We start from the raw sequence: 20597 nt of genomic DNA, 5'->3' as shown, positions 1-20597 counted from the left end.
ATGAATGGAGCACGAAGTGAGCGAAAGCATAGCATGCAACCCTGTGCCGAACCCGAAGGTTGCACTGCGCAAAACGCTGTCCGGCGCGCGTCGCGACGCCGCGTCGCAGCCCGCCGCGAACGCCGCGCTCGACGCGCGGCTGCGCCTGTTGCTCGAGCGCCTCGCGCCCGCGACGGTCGGCTTCTACTGGCCGCTGCCGGGCGAATTCGACGCGCGCGACGCGGTGCTCGCGTGGGCCGCGGCCGGCGCGGGCCGCCGCGCCGCGCTGCCGGTGATCGGCGAGCGTCACACGCCGCTCGCGTTCCATGCGTGGGATGCGGATACGCCGATGCGCGAAGGCCATCACCGGATTCCGGAACCGGCGTCGGGCGTCGTCGTCGTGCCCGACCTGCTGCTGATTCCGTGCGTGGGATTCGATCTGCAGCGCTACCGGCTCGGCTATGGCGGCGGCTACTACGACCGCACGCTCGCGGTGTGGCCCGGCGACACGCTGCCGGTGACGGTCGGCATCGCGTATGAAGCGTGCCGCGTCGATGCGCTGCCGGCCGAGGCGCACGATCTCGCGATGCGCTGGATCGTGACCGACGGCGCGCTTTACCCGGCCGCCTGATGACGCGGCGCGCGCTGCTGCGTGAGCGGCATGCCGCGCGTCACCGCGCTCACCCTCCCGTCCGCAATCGTTTACAGCGACGCCGCCGCGCGCGCGGCCGTGTCGTAGAGGCCCGATGCGTGGCGCAGCAACTGCGCCGCGTCGCCGATCTGCTCGTTGGTGAGGCCGCTGTCCTTGAGCGTCTCGATCAGGCAGTGCTCGCGCACCTCCCGATACTTCAGGCACAGCTCGCGGCCCGCGTCGGTCGCGAAGAAGAACACTTCCTTGCCGCTCTTCTCGCTCTTCACATAGCCGCGCGCGATCAGTTTTTTCAGCGCATAGGTCGCGACGTGCGTATCCTCGATATTGAGCACGAAGCAGATGTCGGCGAGCTTCTTCTTGCGTTCGCGGTGGCTCACGTGATGCAGCAGCGACACCTCGACCGCCGTCATGTCCTTCGCGCCCGCGGCCGACATGCAGCGCACCATCCAGCGGTTGAATGCGTTGCCGGCCATGATGAGCCCGTATTCGAGTTCCGACAGCTCCGCGCTCGAATCGGAAACGAGGTGTTCGGATGACACGATCTTGGTCGCAGGACGCTTCATGGAAAGGCGGAGCAAGCCGGATGACAGGGTGTGCCGAGTGTACGCCAGAAGCCCGGACATACGGGCTAGGCGAAAACGCTTATTGGGAAGTTGTCGATATTTTATTGACAATGTGCGCTAACATTGCCGTCCGAACCGTGCCAGTCCGATGACGCAACCCCGCATTTATCCGCTCGGCGATGCCGCCCTCGTCTGCGAGGTACCGCCGCCCGCCACGCTCGATTGCCAGCGCCGCGTCTGGGCCGTCGCCGAGGTCGCGCGCGCGTGGCCCGACGTGATCGACGTCGTGCCGGGCATGAACAACCTGACGATCGTGTTCGACGCGCTCGCCACGACGGCCGACTCGCTCACGCCGGCGCTGCGCGACGCGTGGGAAACCGCCGATATCGAGCACGCGGACGGCCGGGAAATCGACATCCCGGTCGAATACGGCGGTGCCGCCGGCCCCGACCTCGCCGCCGTCGCCGCGCACACCGGGCTGTCGGCCGACGAAGTCGTCGCGCGCCACGCGGCCGGCGCCTACGTCGTGTTCTTCGTCGGCTTCCAGCCGGGCTTCGCGTATCTCGGCGGCCTCGATGCGTCGCTGCACACGCCGCGCCGCGCGGCCCCGCGCCTCGAGGTGCCGGCCGGCTCGGTCGGCATCGGCGGTGCGCAGACGGGCATCTATCCGGCCACGTCGCCCGGCGGCTGGCAGCTGATCGGCCGCACGTCGCACGTGCTGTTCGACCCGGCGCGGCCGCAGCCCACGCTGCTGCTGCCCGGCGACCGCGTGCGCTTCACCATTGCCGGAGTCGACGCGACATGAGCCAGAACACCGCACCGGGCACGATCGAGGTCGTCCGCGCCGGCCCGCTGTCGACCGTGCAGGATCTCGGCCGCCGCGGCACGCGCCATCTCGGCGTCGCGCAGGGCGGCGCGCTCGACGGCCTCGCGCTCGAGGTCGGCAACCGGCTCGTCGGCAACCGCCCCGACGCGGCGGCCGTCGAAATCACGATCGGCCCGGCCGCGTTCCGCTTCACGCGCGCGACGCGCATCGCGATCACCGGCACCGAATTCGGCGCGACGCTCGACGGCCGGCCCGTGTATTCCTGGTGGAGCCTGCCGGTCGACGCCGGCCAGACGCTCGTGCTGCCGGCCGCGAAACGCGGCATGCGCGGCTACCTGTGCATCGCGGGCGGCATCGACGTACTGCCGATGCTCGGCTCGCGCAGCACCGATCTCGCGTCGCGCTTCGGCGGCCTCGGCGGCCGCGCACTGCGCGACGGCGACCGGCTGCCGGTCGGCGTGCCGCCGGCCGGCGCCGGCTGCCTCGCGGCCGACGCGCCCGAATTCGGCGTGAAGGCGCCCGCGTGGTGCGCGTTCGTGCGCGTCGACGAACCGCCGCGCCGCCACCGGCCCGCGCATGCGCCGTGGGCGATGCCCGTGCGCGTGCTGCCGGGCCCCGACTACGCGTCGTTCGCGGCCGATTCGCAGCAGGCGTTCTGGGACGAGGAATGGCTCGTCACCGCGAACAGCAACCGGATGGGCTATCGTCTCGCCGGCGCCGAACTGGTGCGCGAGCGGCCGGTCGAGCTGCTGTCGCACGCGGTGCTGCCCGGCACGATTCAGGTGCCGCCGAACGGCCAGCCGATCGTGCTGATGCACGACGCGCAGACCACCGGCGGCTATCCGAAGATCGGCACGGTGATCCGCGCGGATCTCTGGAAACTCGCACAGGCGCGGCTCAACCTGCCGATCCGCTTCGTGCGCACGACACCCGACGCCGCGCGCGCCGCCCTGGTCGCAGAACGTGCCTATCTGCGCCAGATCGACGTCGCGATCGAGATGCGCGAGGAAACGCGCCGCCGCGCGCAATCGCGCGCAGCGTGACAATGACGGAAGCAGGACGAAGGACGCGCCACGCACCCGTGGACGAGGAACATCATGGAAATCGATCTGAATGCCGATCTCGGTGAAGGATGCGGATCGGACGAGGCGCTGCTCGACCTCGTCACGTCGGCGAACATCGCGTGCGGCTGGCATGCAGGCGGCGCCAATGCGATGCGCGACTGCGTGCGCTGGGCCGTGCAGAAAGGCGTGTCGATCGGCGCGCACCCGAGCTTTCACGACCCGGAGAATTTCGGCCGCAAGGAAATGCAGCTGCCGGCCGGCGACATCTATGCGGGCGTGCTGTACCAGCTCGGCGCGCTGTCGGCGATCGCGCAGGCCGAGGGCGGCCGCATCGCGCACGTGAAGCCGCACGGCGCGCTGTACAACCAGGCCGCGCGCGACCCGCTGATCGCCGACGCGGTGGTGTCCGCGATCCACGACTTCGATCCGTCGCTGGCCGTGTTCGGGCTCGCGAACAGCGTGTTCGTCGCGGCCGCGCGCCACGCGGGACTCGCCGCGGTGGAGGAAGTGTTCGCCGATCGCGGCTACCGCGCGGACGGCTCGCTCGTGCCGCGCAACCAGCCCGGCGCGCTGATCGACGATGAAGATGCGGTGCTCGCGCGCACGCTCGACATGGTGCGCGAGCGGCAGGTGCGGGCAGTGAGCGGCGAGTGGGTGCCGCTCAACGCGCAGACGGTCTGCCTGCACGGCGACGGCCCGCATGCGCTCGCGTTCGCGAAACGGATCCGCGCGGCGCTCGAAGCGGCGGGTGTCGACGTCGTCGCGCCCGGCGCGCTGCAGGCCGGGGAAGACGCATGATGGCGTGACGCGTCGTCGAAGCGCTCAGCCGTCGCAGGTCGAAAACCGCCGCCACAAAAGAAAAAAGCGCCCTCGTGGCGCTTTTCTGTTGGCGCAATCGCCGCGGACTTCGCCGTCTGTCGATTCGCCCCCCGAAACCGTCTGTCGACGGTGACCGGAAACATGCTCCGGATCAAAAAACGTCCGCCGCCGCCCGCTTGCTGCTTCCCCCGGTCGGACGACGGAACGTTGCTTATGCCGCAAGTCTGTCGCATGCATTTGTTGTGCCGACGATGTTTGGCCCCGCCGTGCATGCAGACACTCCGCGGCCGGCACGTTACAGACGTGCCGGCTACGCCAACCCCGCGCTTTGTTTTCTGCTACCCCGTAGAACTTATCTATTCTTTTCATTTTTTCAACTTGTGGGATGAAGAATAGAGATTGGCAGAACCGGATGTCAATCGTTTTAAACGCTATTTCCTGAAGATTCGAGGGTTTTCCTTATCGAGTCGCGCGGCCGCGCGGGGGCCTCGCAGCGCATGCATCTCGTCGATCAAACAGGGGAGGATCGGCGCGCGGTGCGCGGCGCGATCAGTTCGCGTCGACCTGATACCCTTGCTGGCGCAACAATTCGAGCACGCCGCGCGGGCCGCCCAGATGCAGCGCGCCGATGGCCACGAATACCGGCCGGTTCGGCGCGGCGATTGCCGTCATCCGTGCAACGAAGCGCCGGTTGCGCTCGTACAGGATCTTGTTGTCGATCGACGCCGACAGCGCCTTCGAACGGGCCAGCCGCTCGCTCTTCGCGACCGCCCACGCCGAGATCGCGTCGGCGTCGCCAATTCGCCACAGCCGGTGCAGCGCCTTGATGTCGTCGGCGTTCTGCGCCGGGGTCTGCACCATGTCCTGCGCGAGCATCTCGCGCTGCTCGGCGAGCGTCAGCCCGGTGAACGCGCGCATCTGCTCGGCGAGCGCCTCGAGCCCGATCACGCGGCCGCCCTTCTTCTTCAGGAACACGTTCTGCAACTGCGCCTCGGTGCCGTACTCGGTCTGCAGGCCGGCCGCCAGCGAGTCGTAGGTTTCGACGACCAGCGCCGCGAGCCACGGCCGCATCCGGCGGATCTCCGCGAGCGCGGCCGGGTTGCCGCGCAGGCGCGCCGCGAGGCGCTGCCACTGCGGCTCGGGCAGCAGGCGCTGCAGGCACGGGTAGCGGCACACGCCGTACTTCGACACGTCGTCCTGCGATTCGAGGAGATCATCCGGCGACAGTTCGAGCGCGAGCGTCGGCGACGCGGCGAGCGCCGCGAGGATGCGCGGCCTGAACGGCTGCGCGGGCGGATAGTCGGACGGGTCGCCCGTGTGCAGCGTGCCGAGCACGTACAGCGTGACCCTGCCCCGGGTCGCGACATAGAACGGCATGCGCGCGGGCTGCACGCGCACCGTGCCGCGCGCGACCGTGCCGTTCGACACGGACGGCACGTGGAAACCCGGCAGGTTCATGCCGGGCGGCGGAACCTGCGACGGATGGATCGGCGAACTCGCCGGCGCGCGCCGTTCGGCACGCGCGGCGTCGACCGGGACCAGCACGCTGGCCGCCACGCACGCGCCGGCCAGCGCCGCGCCCGTGACCGTGCGCACGCTCCAGCGCCGTGCATTGCGGCACGCGCGCATCACGCGCGCGCGGCCGCCCCCCGAACGGCGCACGCCAGGCGCGCGCGCCGCCAAACCATCAGGCATTCACCTCCCCTACCTCCTCGGCGCGATGGCAGGCCACGCGGCGTCCGTCGACGTCGCGCAGCTGCGGTTCCTCGACGCGGCAGCGCTCGACCGCGTACGGGCAGCGCTGGTGAAACGCGCAGCCCGACGGCGGATTGAGCGGCGACGGCAGCTCGCCCTGCAGCTTGATCTGCACGCGGCGGTCTTCCTCGAAGATCGCCGGCGTCGCCGACATCAGCGCGCGCGTGTACGGATGGCGCGGATGCGCGTAGATCGTCGCCTTGTCGCCGAGCTCGGCGACGCTGCCGAAGTACATCACCATCACGTCGTCGGCGACGTGCTCGACCACCGACAGGTTGTGCGAGATGAACACGTAGCTCGTCTTGAACTGCTCCTGCAGGTCCATGAACAGGTTCAGGATCTGCGCCTGGATCGACACGTCGAGCGCGGACACCGGTTCGTCGGCGACCACGATCCGCGGATCGAGGATCATCGCGCGCGCGATCGCGACCCGCTGGCGCTGGCCGCCCGAGAACATGTGCGGATAACGCTTCGCGTGCTCGGGCCGCAGGCCGACCGTGCGCATGATCTGCGCGACGCGCTGCGCGCGTTCGGCGGCCGTCAGGTTCGCGTTGATCTCGAGCGGCTCGGAGAGCGTCTGCTCGACGGTCTTGCGCGGGTTCAGCGACGCGAACGGGTTCTGGAACACCATCTGTACGCGGCGGCGCAGGTCGGCGACCGTCTCGCGGCTCGCGCCGGCCACGTCCTTGCCGTCGATCGTCAGGTGGCCCGAGGTGGGCGTCTCGATCATCGTGAGCTGGCGCGCGAGCGTCGATTTCCCGCAGCCGGACTCGCCGACGACGGCGAGCGTCTTGCCGCGCTTGAGCGTGAACGACACGCCGTTCAGCGCCTTCACGGTGCCCTGCCCGAACATCCCGCGCTTGACCGTGTAGTGCTTCGCGAGCCGGTCGGCGACCAGCACCGCTTCCTCGTCGTGCGGCACGCGAGGCGTTTCGTGGACTGCATTCATCGTGCGCCTCCCGTCAGGTCGAGGTTGGAAACATTGAGCGGCTTGATGCAGCGCGCGCGCATCGCATCGTTGGCCGGCACCAGCGTATCGAGCGCCGGACGCGCCTTGCGGCAATCGTCGACGACGTACTTGCAGCGCGGCGCGAACAGGCACCCGGACGGGCGATCATCGCGGCCCGGCACCATGCCCGGCAATGCGGCAAGGCGACGCGCCCCCTGATTGTGCTCGGGAATCGCCGCGAGCAGCGCTTCGGTATACGGATGATGCGGCGCACGGAAGATGTCCGGCACGCGATTGGTCTCGATGACCTCGCCCGCATACATCACCGCGACGCGCTGCGCGACCTCCGACACGACGGCCAGGTCGTGCGAGATCAGCACGAGCGCCATCCCGCGCTCCTTCTGCAGCTTCACGAGCAGGTCCATGATCTGCGCCTGGATCGTCACGTCGAGCGCGGTGGTCGGCTCGTCGGCGATCAGCAGCTTCGGGTTGCACGCGACCGCCATCGCGATCATCACGCGCTGGTTCATGCCGCCCGACATCTGGTGCGGGAACGCCGTGATGCGGTTCTTCGCATCCGGAATGCCGACCTGGTCGAGCAGCTCGAGCGCGCGCCGGTGCAGCGCGTCGCCGCGCAGGCCTTCGTGCAGCTTCAGCACCTCCTTGATCTGGTAGCCGACCGTGTAGCTCGGGTTCAGGCTCGTCAGCGCGTCCTGGAACACCATCGCAATGTCCTTGCCGACGATCTTGCGGCGCGCCTTCGGCGACGCCTTCAGCAGGTCCACGCCGTTGAACGTGACCTCGTCGGCCGTCACCTTGCCCGGCGCATCGATCAGGCCCATCAGCGCCATCATCGTCACGCTCTTGCCCGAGCCCGATTCGCCGACGACGCCCACCACCTCGCCCGGCGCGATCGACAGGTTGATCCGGTCGACCGCGGGCAGGCCGTTGAAGTTCACCGCGAGATTGCGGATAGTCAGTAGATCTTGGCTCATGGTCACGCCATCCGCTTCAGTTTGGGATCGAGCGCGTCGCGCAGCCCGTCGCCGAGCAGGTTGATCGCGAGCACCGAAATCAGGATCGACAGGCCGGGCATCGTCACGATCCACCATGCGTTGTCGATGTAGTCGCGCGCGGACGCGAGCATCGCGCCCCACTCGGCGGTCGGCGGCTGCACGCCGAGGCCGAGGAAGCCGAGCGCGGCCGCGTCGAGGATGGCCGACGAGAAGCCGAGCGTCGCCTGCACGATCAGCGGCGCCGTGCAGTTCGGCAGCACCTGCGAGAACATCAGGCGCAGCGTGCCGGCACCGGCCACGCGCGACGCCGTCACGTACTCCTTCTGCAGTTCGCCGAGCGCGGATGCGCGCGTGAGACGCACGTAGGCCGGCAGCGCGACGATCGCGATCGCGAACATCGTGTTGGTGAGGCCCGGGCCGATGATCGCGACGACCGCGACCGCGAGCAGCAGCGACGGCAGCGCGAGCAGCACGTCCATGATGCGCATCACGGGCGTGTCGGCCCACTTCTGGAAGAACGCGGCGATCAGCCCGAGCACGATGCCGGGGATCAGCGCGAGCACGACCGACACGAAGCCGATCCAGAACGACATGCGCGCGCCGAACATCAGGCGCGAAAGGATGTCGCGGCCCGCTTCGTCGGTGCCGAGGATGAACTGCCAGTTGCCGCCCGCGAGCCATGCGGGCGGGATCTTCACGTAGTCGCGGTATTGCTCGACCGGGCTGTGCGGCGCGATCAGCGGCGCGAACAGCGCGACGAGGATCAGCACCAGCACGACGATGCCGGCGCCGACGGCGCCGCGGTTGCGCGAGAAATTGGCCCAGAACTCGCGCAGCGCGAGCGCACGGCCGCCGGCCGGCGCGGATTCGCTCGGCAGGGTGTTTTGCAGATTGCTCATGGGATTACCTCGTGTGGCGGATGCGCGGATTCAGCACGCCGTACAGCAGGTCGACGACCAGGTTCACGACGATCACGAGCGTCGCGATCAGCAGGATGCCGCCCTGGACGACCGGATAGTCGCGGCGGCCGATCGCATCGATCAGCCACTTGCCGACACCGGGCCACGAAAAGAGCGTCTCGGTCAGCACGGCGCCCGCGAGCAGCGTGCCGATCTGCAGGCCGATCACGGTGACGACCGGAATCAGCGCATTGCGCAGCGCATGCACGACGACCACGCGCACGGGCGACAGCCCCTTCGCGCGCGCCGTGCGGATGTAGTCCTCGCGCAGCACTTCGAGCATCGACGAGCGCGTCATCCGCGCGATCACCGCGAGCGGGATCGTGCCGAGCACGATCGCCGGCAGGATCAGGTGGCTGACAGCCGATTTGAACGCGCCTTCGTCGGGTGCGAGCAGCGCGTCGATCAGCATGAAACCGGTCGGATGCGGGAAATCGTATTCGACCGCGATGCGGCCCGACACGGGCGTCCAGCCGAGGTACGACGAAAACACCATGATGAGGATCAGCCCCCACCAGAAGATCGGCATCGAGTAGCCGGTGAGCGCGGTGCCCATCACGCCATGATCGACGACCGAGCCGCGCCGCAGCGCGGCGATCACGCCGGCCGGCAGCCCGACCGCGAGCGCGAACACGAGCGCGCACAGCGACAGTTCGACGGTCGCCGGGAAGCGCGCGAAGAATTCGCCCGCGACGCTGGTGTTGGTGATGATCGACGTGCCGAGGTCGCCATGCAGCGCCCGGCCGATGTAGTGGATGTACTGCAGGGGCAGCGGCTGGTCGAGCCCGAGGCGTTTCATGGCCTCCGCATGCATCGCGGGATCGACGCCACGCTCGCCCATCATCACTTCGATGGGGTCGCCCGGTATCAGGTGAATCAGCGCAAACGCCAGGATGGTGATGCCGATGAAGGTCGGGATCACCATGCCCACGCGGCGCAACACGAATGTGAACATGATGCGTCTCGTATTTTCTTGTGGGAAATGTACGACCGGCGACGAGGGGCTTTTGGCCCCTCGTCGCCGGATGATTTCAAGCCGGTCTTCTCAAGACGACAGCTTACGCCAGGCCGGTTACTTCACGCTGACACCGTCGAAACGCGCATAGCCGAGCGGCTCGATGCGCATGTCGACCACGTTCTTGCGTACCGGCTGGTAGACCGTCGAGTTCGCGATCGGCGAGAACGGCAGCTGCTGCGCGAAGATCTGCTGGGCCTGCGTGTAGATCTTCGTGCGCGCGTCCTGGCCCGTCGTCGTGCGACCCTTCTGGATCAGGTCGTCGAACGGCTTGTAGCACCAGTGCGAGAAGTTGTTGCCCTTGATCGCCTCGCAGCCGAGCAGCGTGCCGAGCCAGTTGTCCGGGTCGCCGTTGTCGCCCGTCCAGCCGATCAGCATCGTGTCCTGCTCGCCCGTGTGTGCGCGCTTGATGTACTCGCCCCACTCGTACGTGACGATCTTCGCCTTCACGCCGATCTTCGCCCAGTCGGCCTGGATCATCTCGGCCATCAGGCGGGCGTTCGGGTTGTATGCGCGCTGCACCGGCATCGCCCACAGCGTGATGTCGAAACCGTTCGGATAGCCGGCCTTCGCGAGCAGCGCCTTCGCCTTCTCGGTGTCGTTCGGGGCCATCTTCAGGTTCTTGTCGTACGACCATTGGGTCGGCGGCATCGGCGCGCTGGCGGCCTGGCCGGCACCCTGATAGACGGATTCGAGAATCGCCTTCTTGTTGATCGCCATGTCGAGCGCCTGACGCACTTCGAGCTTGTCGACCGGCTTGTGCTCGACGTTGTACGCGAGGTAGCCGAGGTTGAAGCCCGGCTGCGACGGCATGTCGATGCCCGAGTCGGCCTTCAGCGCCGCGATGTCGGCCGGACGCGGATAGCTCATCACCTGGCACTCGTTGCGCTTGATCTTCTGCACGCGCACGCCCGGGTCGGGCGTGATCGAGAAGATCAGCTTCGACAGCTTCACCGCGCCCTTCTTCCAGTAATCAGGATTGCCATCGAAACGGATCGTCGCGTCCTTCGTATAGCTGCGGAAGATGAACGGGCCCGTGCCGACCGGCTTCTGGTTGATGTCGGCGGCCTTGCCGGCCTTCATCAGCTGGTCGCCGTATTCGGCCGACAGGATCGACGCGAATTCCATCGCCATGTTCTGGATGAACGGCGCGTTCGGCTCGGACAGCGTGAACTTCACGGTGTACGGATCGACCTTCTCGATCTTCGTGATCAGCTTGTCGAGGCCCATGTCGGTGAAGTACGGGAACGACACCGGGTAGGCCTTGCGGAACGCATTGTTCGGATCGAGCATGCGCTCGAACGAGAACACGACGTCGTCCGCGTTGAATTCACGCGTCGGCTTGAAGAAGTCGGTCGTGTGGAACTTCACGCCATGACGCAGGTGGAACGTGTACACCTTGCCGTCGGACGAGACGTCCCACTTCTCGGCGAGGCCGGGCTCGACCTTGGTGCCGCCGCGCTCGAATTCGACGAGGCGGTTGTAGACGGTGAACGTGGCGGCGGTGAAATCGACGCCGGTCGTGAATTGCGCGGAATCAAAACCCGCCGGGCTGCCTTCTGAGCAGTAGACGAGCGTTTTGTTCGGGATCTGTGCGAATGCAGAACCCGCGACGCCGAGCGATGCCGCTGCCACGCCTGCGATGGCGGTAACACGCAGGGTGTGCAACAGACGGTTGTATTCCATGTTTCCTCCAGGTCTCCAGATCGGAACCGGTCCCCCTGGGGGCCGGGTACGCGGATATTACTTGAGCTAGCGATTTTGCAACAAGCTGGAGAAAAAACTCTTCTAGACGCGCATCCACGCGGGTTTTTGCCGATGTCTTGCACACGCGAAAAGTGCCTCTGCGCGCGCGAGCGGCCATTTCGTTCATCCCGCGCATGTTTCGTTCGACAACTAAACAATTCGGGCGCGAACGCAGAGGGTTGTCGCGCCGTGGTCGCAGCCAGTCCGCACATCGTTGCTGCTTCCGAAACGATGCATGCGATGCAATGCAACTGTCAGGCCGGCGCGTCGAGATCCGCGCTGCGCGCGGGCACGAACGCGACCGCGACGATCGACAGTGCGATTCCCGCCATCACGTAATAGGTCGGTGCGAGCGGCGTGCCCGTCACCTTGATCAGCCACGTGACGATGAACTGCCCGAAACCGCCGAACAGCATCACCGCGACGTTGTACGCGATCGACAGCCCGGTCGAGCGCACGTTGGCCGGGAACAGCTCGGCGATCATCGCGCCGAACGGCCCGTAGTAGCCGGCGAGCGTCACCGACAGCACGGCCTGCACCGCGATCAGCCGCGCGATGCTCGGCGCCGCGTCGAGCCACGCGAACAGCGGATACATCAGCACGAGCGTCAGCCCGAGCGACCACAGCGACAGACCCTTGCGGCCGATGCGGTCCGACCATGCGCCCGCGACCGGCGACAGCACCATCAGCAGCAGGTTGCCGATGATCACCGCATAGAACGATTGCGCATACGGCAGCTTCAGCTGCTTCACCGCGAAGGTCGGCAGATAGCTGATCAGCACGTAGACCGTCACCGTCAGCGCGATCACCGAGCCGAGCCCGCACAGCACCTCGCGCGGATGGCGCGTGAACACTTCGCCGAGCGTTGCGCGGCGTGCGCTTTGCTGCGCATGCAGGAACGCTTCGGAATCGGCGAGATGACGGCGGATGTAGAAACCGATCGGGCCGATCACGAGCCCGAGGATGAACGGCACGCGCCAGCCCCAGCTGCGCAGCGCGTCGTGCGACAGCCCGCGCGTGACGGCCGCGCCGACGAGCGCGCCGATCAGCAGCGCGCCCGCCTGGCTCGCCATCTGCCAGCTGCCGTAGAAGCCGCGTTTCGAGAACGGCGCGGCTTCGATCAGCAGCGCCGTTGCGCTGCCGAATTCGCCGCCCGCCGAGAAGCCCTGCAACAGGCGGCCGAGCACGATCAGGAGCGGGCCGCCGATGCCGATCGCCGCATAGGGCGGCGCGATCGCGAGCAGGAAGATGCCGGCCGTCATCAGCAGGATCACGAGCGACAGCGCGGCCTTGCGGCCCGCGCGGTCGGCGTACAGCCCGAACACGATGCCGCCGATCGGGCGCATGAAGAACGCGACGCCGAAGGTCGCGGTGGTCAGGAGCAGCGACGAGTATTCGCTGGTCGTCGGGAAGAACAGTTCGGCGATCACGACGGTCATGAAGCCGAACACCGTGAAGTCGTACCACTCGAGCGCGTTGCCGATCACGGCGGCGACTACCGCGCGGCGGTTCAGCGCGCGCTCGGGCCGGATCGTTTTCGTTGAATTCGCAATCGTCGCCATGCGAGCCTCGTTCTCGTGAATCCGCCGTATCGGGCGCGGCGCGCGGAGGGCCCGCGGCGCGTTGGTTTGCAGCGAGTGTAGAAAGCGACGGAACCGTTTTCAAGCATAAAAAACGCCCGCCATCGTCCGATGGCGGGCGTTTTGCGGTTTTCGCCACATTGCGGCATCGCACGATGCCGCCGCGGCCATCAACCCATCTTCGAGAATGCGCTGCACCAGCCCTTCGCCGATACCTGCTTGCCCGGGAATGCACCGCACGGGCCCGACGCCGAGCCCTTCTTGCCCTGGTACAGCATGCAGGCCGCGCAATCCTGGCCCGCTGCGTATTTCGGATACTTCGTCTTGTCGACCTTCGTCGCATCGGCCTTGTAGCCGAGCGCCACGGCGGTCGGATCCGTTTCCGACAGCATCGGCGCATCGGCCAGCGCTTCGCGCGACAGCGCCAGCGCGGACACGGCGCCGATGCTCGTGATCAGGAAACTCCGACGGGATGTTTTCATGGGGGACTCGCTCCAACGTTATCGGTTTGAAAGCCGTTCTGGCGACGGCCGTTCAACAGAATAACGCTCAAGCGCATGAATGTGCGCGCCGAAATGCCGGAGATAAGGGATTTCACACGGGTCTCGCCCGGGGTTTCGCACGGCCGGCCCGCACGGATGCGGGCCGTGAGCGTCAGCCATGCGACGTCATGTCGGCGACGCGCTGCGCGAGCGCGAGCGACGCGGTCAGCCCCGGCGACTCGATGCCGAACAGGTTCACGAGGCCGCGCACGCCGTGCTGCGCCGTGCCCTGCACGATGAAGTCGGCCGGCGGCTCGCCGGGCCCCGCGAGCTTCGGCCGGATCCCCGCGTAGGCCGGCTGCAGCGCGTCATCCGGCAGGTCGGGCCAGTACGTGCGGATCGACGTGTAGAACGCCGGCGCGCGCGCCGGATCGACTTCGTAGCGCAGCGCATCGACCCACTCGACGTCCGGGCCGAAGCGCGCCTGCCCGGCGAGATCGAGCGTCAGATGCACACCGAGCCCCGCGCGGTCGGGCAGCGGATAGACGAGATGCGAGAACGGCGCGCGCCCGGACAGGCTGAAGTAGTTGCCGCGCGCGAGATAGAGCGGCGGCACCCAGCGCGGATCGAGGCCGCGCGTGCGGCGTGCGAGCGCCTGCGCGCCGAGGCCCGCGCTGTTGATCACGCACGCGGCCTCGATTTCGGTCGGCGCGTCGCCGCCGGTGCGCACGACGAAGCGGCCGCCGCGCAACACGTCGATCGACTCGACCGGGGATTTCAGCGCGCACACCGCGCCGTCGCGCTCCGCGTCGCCGAGCAGCGCGAGCATCAGCTGGTGACTATCGACGATGCCGGTGCTCGGCGAAAACAGCGCCTCCACGCAATCGAGCGCGGGCTCGAGCGTCTGCGCCTCGGTGCGCGTGAGCGGCATCAGGTCGAGCACGCCGTTTTCCGCCGCGCGCGCGGCGATCGCCTTCAACTGCTTCACCTGCGCGGTGCTCGTCGCGACGAGCAGCTTGCCCACGCGCCGGTGCGGCACGTGACGCGTCTCGCAGAACTCGTACAGCAGGTCGCGCCCGCGCACGCACGACATCGCCTTCAGCGAGCCGCGCGCGTAGTAGAGCCCCGCGTGAATCACCTCGCTGTTGCGCGAGCTCGTGCCCGTGCCGATTGCGTCGGCCGCCTCGAGCACGATCGTTTCGCGTCCGCGCGCGGCCAGCTCCCGCGCAATCGCAAGACCGACGACACCCGCGCCGATCACCACACAATCCATCTGCTCCATGGCGTTTCGCGTCGCTCACGCGTCGAGGGGAGAGAAGAGAATTGTACGTCCCGGTTCGCCCGCCTGCCGAACGCGCTTGCATCGGCACCTCGCGTGCGCCGCGCCGCACGGCGCGACGCGCGCAGGCCGCGGCGAGGCGCGCGCCGCCGGCTCAGAACCCGATCGGCCGGCGCTTCGCCGCGCCCTCGTCGGCGCGGATGTCGGACGGTGCGATCACGTCCCGGCCGTCGAGCCGCGCGGCGCCGAACGCATGCAGCAGCGCACGGCGCATCGTGCGCGGCGGCGTCGCGGCCAGCACGTCGAGCGCGTCGTCGTCGAGCGTGTCGGGGAAGCGCCGCCCCCACGCGTGCGACGTGCGGATCTCGTCGTAGATCGTCTGCGCGATCCGGCGCGCGCCGGCCGCGTCCGGCGGCGCGATCTCGTACACGTTCATCCGGTTCAGCAGCGGCTCCGGGATCGCCTGCGCATCGTTCGCGGTCGCGACCCAGATCACGTTGCCCGCGTCGATCGGCACCTCGGCGAATTCGTCGACGAACGCGCGCGCGGTGTCGTGCTCGAGCAACGCGTACAGCGCGCCGAGCGGATCGTATTGCGCGTCGCTGCCCGCCTTGTCGATCTCGTCGACCGCGATCACCGGGTTCGCGTAGCTGCCGTTGACGAGCGCTTCGAACACCTTGCCGGGCTTCGCGTTCTTCCATTGCGACGACGCGCCCGACAGGATCCAGCCGGCCGTCAGCGAACTCATCGGCACGTAGTGGTACGCGGTGCCGAGCAGCTGTGCGAGCGCCTTCGCGAAATGCGTCTTGCCGATGCCGGGCGGCCCAAGCAGCAGGATCGGCATCAGTTCGAGCCGGTCGTCGGTCTCGAGGCACAGCGCGACCTGCTTGCGCACGTCGTCGAGGGGCTCCGTGAAATTGGGCAGCGCGTCGCCGAGTTCGTCGAACGACGGCATCCGGTTCGGCTTCACGCAAAAGCGCAGATTGCCGGTCTTGAGCATCCGCTCGTAGGTAGCGCGCAGTGCGTCGCTCGCGCTCTCGTTCAGCTCGTTCAACGCGGTCTCGACCTGCTCGAGGTCGTACACCGTGCTGAAGGACGCCACCGCCAGTTCCTGTTTCACCATCGCCGTCGTCATACCAACCTCGCCACTGCTGCCGTCACTCGATCATCAGACCCTTACGATTTCAGTGTAGCGATCCCGCATCGGCGTGCAAGCAAGCAGCCACCGCGGTCTGCTGCTAACACCGTGCGCGCGCTGCGGCGTCGCGCCGCGCGGCGTATGATCGATGATTCACCGGCCGTCGCGCCGGCCTCGCCACGGCGCCCGCGCGGCGCCGCGCGCTTCGTCTCGAAGGGTTGCCGATGTCCGTCCCCGCTGCTGTCTCGCGCGTCGATCCCGACGCGATCCACGCCGTCGACGCTGTCGACGCCGCGCTCAAGTCGCGCCGCGCGATTCGCGCGTTCCTGCCGACGCCCGTGCCGCGCGACACGCTCGAGGCGATCCTCGAAGCCGCGAGCCGCGCGCCGTCGGGCACCAACATCCAGCCATGGCACGTGTACGTCGCGACCGGCGCGACCCGCGACGCGCTCGCCGCGGCCCTCACCGCGGCATACGACGATCCGGCACGCGACGAGAAATACGTCGCCGAGTACGACTACTATCCGCGCGAATGGGTGTCGCCGTACCTCGACCGGCGCCGCAAGGTCGGCTGGGACCTGTATGGTCTGTTGAACATCGGCCGCGACGAAAAGGCCCGCATGCACGCGCAGCATGCGCGCAACTTCCGCTTCTTCGATGCGCCGGTCGCGCTGTTCTTCACGCTCGACCGCGTGATGACGCACGGCGCGTGGCTCGACTGCGGGATGTTCCTGCAGGGCGTGATGACGGCCGCGCGCGCACGCGGCCTCGACACCTGCCCGCAGGCCGCGTTCGTGCCGTTCCACCGGATCGTCGCCGAGCATCTCGGCATCCCGGCCAACGAGCAACTCGTGTGCGGGATGTCGCTCGGCCATGCGGACCCGCACGCGATCGAGAACCGCCTCGTCACCGAGCGCGCGAGCGTCGCCGAGTTCGCGCGCTTTTTCGCTTGAAAACGCGTGACGCGCACCTACCTTTCGATCAGGACCAGATCGTGCTGCGAACCCGCGGCGACGCATCGTGTCACGCGACCGTCCGGATCGATCGGGCGTAAGATGTGCGTCCGTTCCCCGCTACCCCCGCGTTTCCGGAGAAGTTTCATGCTGAAACACGGCCTGGCCGTCCTGCTCGCGAGCGCCGCGCTCGCGGCCCATGCGCAGAGCGCCGCACCGGCAGCCGTCGCATGGGAGATCCAGGTGGTGCGCGACGGTCAGACGATCGACACGTTCCAGCAACGCACCACCGTCGGTCAGACCCGCACCGACACCCATCGCTATCCGTCCGCCGTGCCCGTCGGCTGCGGCAACGCCGCGCGCGTCGTGCCGACCGAGCGCTCGCGCTCGGTGACGGTCGCGCCGCTCACCGTCGACGACGCCGCCCGCACCGTGTCGCTCGCGCTCGACGTGCAGGAAACCCTCGACGACGAAAACGCGACGCGCAACGATCCGTGCGTGCCCGCGTCGCCGCGGCAGATCGTCGCGAGCCATCCGGGGCTGTCGGTCGGCGGCGACGCATGGACCGACTGGACGCTCGTCGAGCAGCGCCCGCATCTCGTCTACCGCGTGCGCGCGCACGTCGCGAAGGACTGAGCGCCATGTCCGCCGACGCCCTGTCCCTGCCGTTCGCCGAACCGCACGCCGCGCCCGACGAAATCACCGCGGTCAGCTGGAACCTGCACAAGGGCCGCTCGCCGCTCGGCTTCACCGCATGGAACGCGATGCGCAACTGGATGCAGTCGACGCACGCCGACGTGTATTTCCTGCAGGAAGCGATGGCGCGCCGCATGCCGCGCCCGATGCTCGCCCCCGGCTTCGGCGCGCCGATGGACGACGCGGTCGACGACGTGTGGCACTGCCAGGCCACCGAGATCGCGCAGGCGCTCGACTGGCAGATCGCGCTCGGACCGAACGTGTTCAAGCCGTCGTGGCGGCACGGCAACGCGATCCTGTCGCCGCACCCGCTGGACCTCGGCGGCCGCTGGGACATCTCCGCGCACCGCTTCGAGCGGCGCGGGCTGCTGGTCGCGCGCGCGACGCTCGCCGGCGCGCGGCCCGTCACGCTGCTGTGCGCGCACCTCGCGCTCACGCGTGCGGCGCGGCTGCGCCAGATGCACTGGATCGCACACTGGATCGTGCGCAACGCGGGCGACGACCCGCTCGTACTCGCCGGCGACTTCAACGACTGGCGCAACGATTCGGTCGCGCTGTTCGCCGAGATCGGGCTGTCCGAAGTCGCGACGCTGCTCGGCGAGTCGGGCCGCACGTTCCCCGCGTTCTCCCCGGCGCTCGCGCTCGACAAGATGTTCGTGCGCGGGCTGACGCCGCTCGAATGGCAGGCGCCGTCCGGCGAAACCGCGTGGCTGTCGGACCACCTGCCGTATATCGCGCGGCTGCGCCTCGATTCGCAGTGACGCGGCAGCACCGCATGCCCGCGACTACCGAAGCGCATATCGCGGCGGCCGGTTCACCTGCCTGACCGGCTCGAAAGCGTGCGCGTTCCGGACCCGCGTGTTCGCGGCGCGAAGCTCGCTGCCGATTACTGAAAGCCGTTTGCAAGATTCCGTTGCGCCAAATCCGCGCAGCCACGCGGGTCAAGCCCGCATCTGCCCCAAGCAGGGTAAAATAAAGAGTTCCTCAAACGTCTGTCATCGAGAAGGCGCGTGTCCGACGCGCCGGCCGGCCGATCCGCGATCGGGCCGACGCACTCGGTTTTTTTGCCCGTTTTTGGGCCCGTTACACGCGTCCGCTACGCGCGTCCGTTTTCAAAGCCATGAGCAAATACGACACCGCCACCGTCCAATCCGTCCATCACTGGACCGACACGCTTTTCAGCTTCACCTGCACCCGTGAGCCGAGCCTGCGCTTCAACAACGGCGAATTCACGATGGTCGGCCTCGAGGTCGACGGCAAGCCGCTCGCGCGTGCCTACTCGATCGTCAGCCCGAACTACGAAGAGCACCTCGAATTCTTCAGCATCAAGGTCCAGAACGGCCCGCTGACGTCGCGCCTGCAGCACCTGAAGGTGGGCGACTCGGTGCTGATCGGCAAGAAGCCGACCGGCACGCTCGTCGCCGACAACCTGCTGCCCGGCAAGACGCTGTGGATGCTGTCGACCGGCACGGGCCTCGCGCCGTTCATGTCGATCATCCGCGACCCGGACATCTACGAACGCTTCGACAAGGTCATCCTGACGCACACCTGCCGCCTGAAGGGCGAGCTGGCGTACATGGACTACATCAAGCACGACCTGCCGGGCCACGAGTACCTCGGCGACATCATCAAGGAAAAGCTCGTCTACTACCCGACGGTCACGCGCGAAGCGTTCGACAACGAGGGCCGGATCACCGACCTGATCGCGACGGGCAAGCTGTTCACGGACCTCGGCGTGCCGGCGTTCTCGCCGGAAAACGACCGCGTGATGCTGTGCGGCAGCACCGCGATGCTGAAGGACACGACCGACCTGCTGAAGCAGGCCGGCCTCGTCGAGGGCAAGAACAGCGCGCCGGGTCACTACGTGATCGAGCGCGCATTCGTGGACTGATCGAGCCCCGAATTTGTGCCGTATCAAGAACCGGAGCAAAAGCTCCGGTTTTTTTTCGTCCCTACTTGGCGAATTCGTAACAAACTGGGACTATTCCATGTCAAATCGTTACATTTGGATACGCGCAGCGCCGGTGCTTTCGTGTCGGTGTTTTTCCTACAGCCAGCTTCATTCCGATTATTCACATTTACCCTTAAACCTCCGTCTGACATGACCTTTTCAAAATTTTTGAGATATTATTCGGCCCGCATGGTTGGCGTCGGGACGGTCATCGAAGGGTCGGACTCAAACGTTACAAATTGTAACTTCTGTTACCTCGGCAAGGGGCGATTCCCTGACGGCGACCGTCATCGAAACGGCAGCCGATCCACGCAGCCAGCCGGTGCCCGAACCGCTTTCTGACAGCAGGGAGAGTCATGGATACGTCGCTCAACGCGCCCCCGGGCGCCCACGCCCCGTTCCCGTCGCAGCCGCGCGTGCCTGGCGACGGCGCGGCAGCCCCCGTGGCCGAAGCCCTGCCCAACCGCGACACGTCCGCCGCCCGGATCGCGGCGCTGTCTCTTCAGCTGACGGCCGCCGACGAAGCGGCCCGCCGCCATCTGGCCGGCGAACTGCATGACGGGCTCGGCGCCGAACTCACCGCCGCGCGTTTCGCGCTCGCAAACGTTCAAACGTGGCTGCCGGCCGATGCGCCGGAGGGCTGTCTGCGCGCGCTCGAGCTGGCGCAGCGGTCGCTCGACGCCGCGACCGACGCCAACCGCAGGCTGATCGACGAGCGCGACACGCCGGCACTCGACGGCGGCGTCGTCGGCGCACTGTCGACGTGGGCCGACAGCCACGCGGCCCGCACCGGCCTGCGTACGAGCTTCGTCTGCGCGGCCGACGCGCGGCTCACGCAACTCGGCGGCGCCGGCGCGCTCGCGATCTTCCGTGTCGCGCAGGAAGCGCTGTCGAACGTCGCGAAGCATGCGCGCGCGGCGTCCGTCGACGTGCAGATCGACACGGACGCCACGCATCTGTCCCTGATCGTCACCGACGACGGGACCGGTTTTGCCCGCAGCCGGCGCGCCGGCTACGGCCTCGCCGGGATGCGCGCACGCTGCGAGGCGTTCGGCGGCAGCTTCGACGCGCGTGCGCCGGAAGCGGGCCGCGGCACGCGCGTCATCGCGCGCTTCGCGTGGGACTCGCTGTTCGCGGTGCCGGCCGCCGCGCGCCGCGCGTCGCTTTCGTGAGGT

At 67.9% G+C, this 20597-nt stretch carries 20 protein-coding genes; 9 read left to right on the top strand and 11 right to left on the bottom strand.

Features of this window, described 5'->3' with window-relative positions:
* Positions 1–4: 4 nt before the first annotated feature.
* Entirely contained in the window at positions 5–610 is a 606-nt protein-coding gene (locus U4012_RS31010) for a 5-formyltetrahydrofolate cyclo-ligase (RefSeq protein WP_321803240.1), read from the top strand.
* 71 nt (positions 611–681) lie between these two features.
* Here U4012_RS31010 and U4012_RS31005 read toward each other — a convergent pair whose 3' ends face one another.
* Complete coding sequence (locus U4012_RS31005) at positions 682–1194, bottom strand: winged helix DNA-binding protein (protein ID WP_044847863.1); 513 nt, start codon at positions 1192–1194, stop codon at positions 682–684.
* Between the two features lie 148 nt (positions 1195–1342).
* Between U4012_RS31005 and pxpB the strand changes: the two genes are divergently transcribed.
* The 3 genes from pxpB to pxpA are packed head-to-tail and all read left to right on the top strand — an operon-like array spanning position 1343 to position 3882.
* On the top strand, positions 1343–1999 hold the full coding sequence (pxpB, locus tag U4012_RS31000; protein ID WP_321803238.1) for a 5-oxoprolinase subunit PxpB: 657 nt from the start codon (positions 1343–1345) through the stop codon (positions 1997–1999).
* Entirely contained in the window at positions 1996–3063 is a 1068-nt protein-coding gene (locus tag U4012_RS30995; protein ID WP_124520540.1) for a biotin-dependent carboxyltransferase family protein, read from the top strand. Before pxpB ends, U4012_RS30995 begins: the two co-directional genes overlap by 4 nt.
* A 54-nt stretch (positions 3064–3117) precedes the next feature.
* Positions 3118–3882 carry a 5-oxoprolinase subunit PxpA gene (pxpA, locus tag U4012_RS30990; protein WP_321803235.1) on the top strand — a complete coding sequence of 255 codons (765 nt, stop codon included), beginning with the start codon at positions 3118–3120 and terminating at the stop codon, positions 3880–3882.
* 570 nt (positions 3883–4452) lie between these two features.
* On the opposite strand, the gene U4012_RS30985 is transcribed toward pxpA, so the two are convergent.
* The 10 genes from U4012_RS30985 to U4012_RS30940 form a co-directional block, all read right to left on the bottom strand.
* Complete coding sequence (locus U4012_RS30985) at positions 4453–5598, bottom strand: TraB/GumN family protein (RefSeq protein WP_321803233.1); 1146 nt, start codon at positions 5596–5598, stop codon at positions 4453–4455.
* Positions 5591–6607: a peptide ABC transporter ATP-binding protein gene (locus tag U4012_RS30980; protein WP_124570738.1), complete on the bottom strand. Its 1017-nt coding sequence runs from the start codon at positions 6605–6607 to the stop codon at positions 5591–5593. Before U4012_RS30980 ends, U4012_RS30985 begins: the two co-directional genes overlap by 8 nt.
* Positions 6604–7602, bottom strand: a complete 999-nt coding sequence (locus tag U4012_RS30975) for an ABC transporter ATP-binding protein (RefSeq protein WP_044848857.1) — start codon at positions 7600–7602, stop codon at positions 6604–6606. The genes U4012_RS30980 and U4012_RS30975 overlap by 4 nt, the downstream gene beginning before the upstream one ends.
* Positions 7603–7604: 2 nt before the next feature.
* Entirely contained in the window at positions 7605–8522 is a 918-nt protein-coding gene (locus U4012_RS30970; RefSeq protein ID WP_044848856.1) for an ABC transporter permease subunit, read from the bottom strand.
* A gap of 4 nt (positions 8523–8526) precedes the next feature.
* Complete coding sequence (locus U4012_RS30965; RefSeq protein ID WP_044848855.1) at positions 8527–9537, bottom strand: ABC transporter permease subunit; 1011 nt, start codon at positions 9535–9537, stop codon at positions 8527–8529.
* A 117-nt stretch (positions 9538–9654) separates the two neighbouring features.
* The gene (locus U4012_RS30960) at positions 9655–11283 is read right to left on the bottom strand and encodes an ABC transporter substrate-binding protein (protein WP_044848854.1); all 1629 of its coding nucleotides are present in this window, start codon (positions 11281–11283) and stop codon (positions 9655–9657) included.
* Positions 11284–11597: 314 nt separating this feature from the next.
* The gene (locus tag U4012_RS30955; protein WP_257774007.1) at positions 11598–12905 is read right to left on the bottom strand and encodes an MFS transporter; all 1308 of its coding nucleotides are present in this window, start codon (positions 12903–12905) and stop codon (positions 11598–11600) included.
* A gap of 188 nt (positions 12906–13093) precedes the next feature.
* Complete coding sequence (locus U4012_RS30950) at positions 13094–13405, bottom strand: high-potential iron-sulfur protein (protein WP_021163765.1); 312 nt, start codon at positions 13403–13405, stop codon at positions 13094–13096.
* 172 nt (positions 13406–13577) lie between these two features.
* Positions 13578–14687 carry an NAD(P)/FAD-dependent oxidoreductase gene (locus U4012_RS30945; protein ID WP_321803227.1) on the bottom strand — a complete coding sequence of 370 codons (1110 nt, stop codon included), beginning with the start codon at positions 14685–14687 and terminating at the stop codon, positions 13578–13580.
* A 151-nt stretch (positions 14688–14838) separates the two neighbouring features.
* On the bottom strand, positions 14839–15819 hold the full coding sequence (locus U4012_RS30940) for an AAA family ATPase (RefSeq protein ID WP_044848851.1): 981 nt from the start codon (positions 15817–15819) through the stop codon (positions 14839–14841).
* A gap of 227 nt (positions 15820–16046) precedes the next feature.
* Between U4012_RS30940 and U4012_RS30935 the strand changes: the two genes are divergently transcribed.
* The 5 genes from U4012_RS30935 to rqpS all read left to right on the top strand — a co-directional run bounded on the left by U4012_RS30935 (position 16047) and on the right by rqpS (position 20594).
* Positions 16047–16775: a nitroreductase gene (locus U4012_RS30935; protein ID WP_044848850.1), complete on the top strand. Its 729-nt coding sequence runs from the start codon at positions 16047–16049 to the stop codon at positions 16773–16775.
* Positions 16776–16922: 147 nt separating this feature from the next.
* Positions 16923–17411 (top strand): hypothetical protein, encoded by a 489-nt coding sequence (locus U4012_RS30930; RefSeq protein WP_257774004.1) that lies wholly within the window; start codon positions 16923–16925, stop codon positions 17409–17411.
* 5 nt (positions 17412–17416) lie between these two features.
* Entirely contained in the window at positions 17417–18232 is an 816-nt protein-coding gene (locus U4012_RS30925; protein ID WP_124486665.1) for an endonuclease/exonuclease/phosphatase family protein, read from the top strand.
* A 359-nt stretch (positions 18233–18591) separates the two neighbouring features.
* Positions 18592–19362, top strand: coding sequence for a ferredoxin--NADP reductase (locus tag U4012_RS30915; RefSeq protein WP_059535031.1), 771 nt, complete (start codon positions 18592–18594; stop codon positions 19360–19362).
* 416 nt (positions 19363–19778) lie between these two features.
* Positions 19779–20594, top strand: coding sequence for a quorum system sensor histidine kinase RqpS (gene rqpS, locus U4012_RS30910; RefSeq protein WP_321803216.1), 816 nt, complete (start codon positions 19779–19781; stop codon positions 20592–20594).
* The last annotated feature ends 3 nt before the right edge of the window (positions 20595–20597 follow it).

It is taken from the genome of Burkholderia sp. BCC1988 (genome assembly GCF_905339895.1).
Classification (GTDB): Bacteria; Pseudomonadota; Gammaproteobacteria; order Burkholderiales; family Burkholderiaceae; genus Burkholderia.
This window is presented reverse-complemented; position numbering and strand designations above follow the sequence as displayed.